This window comes from Streptomyces cylindrosporus (genome assembly GCF_022698165.1).
Lineage (GTDB): Bacteria > Actinomycetota > Actinomycetes > Streptomycetales > Streptomycetaceae > Streptomyces > Streptomyces cylindrosporus.
Genome location: NZ_JALDAY010000045.1, coordinates 1 through 391 on the forward strand (window position 1 = coordinate 1; position 391 = coordinate 391).

General features: G+C 70.6%; 1 pseudogene. It reads left to right on the forward strand.

The features are described from left to right. Window positions 1–391, forward strand: a pseudogene (locus MQP27_RS50790) (type III sulfide quinone reductase, selenoprotein subtype); the annotation flags it as partial.

Genomic DNA, 391 nt, shown 5'->3' on the forward strand with positions numbered 1-391 from the left:
CCTCGCCGGTGGGATCCGCCTCGGTTACGACGTCCTGGTGGTCGCCACCGGTGCCCGCCTGCTGCCGGAGGAGACCGAGGGCCTGACCGGCCCCGGCTGGGGCGAGAACGTCTTCACCTTCTACGACCTGCCCGGCGCGATCGGCCTGCGCCACGCACTGGAGCGCTTCGACGGCGGCCGTGTCGTGGTGAACGTGGCGGACCTTCCGGTCAAGTGCCCCGTCGCACCACTGGAGTTCGCGTTCCTGGCGGACTGGTTCTTCCAGCGCTGCGGCGTCCGCGAGAAGGTCCAGCTGGTCTACGTCACTCCGCTCGACGGCGCCTTCACGAAGCCGGTCGCCGCCCGGGCGCTGGGCGGGCTGCTGAAGGAGAAGGGCATCGAGCTGGTCACA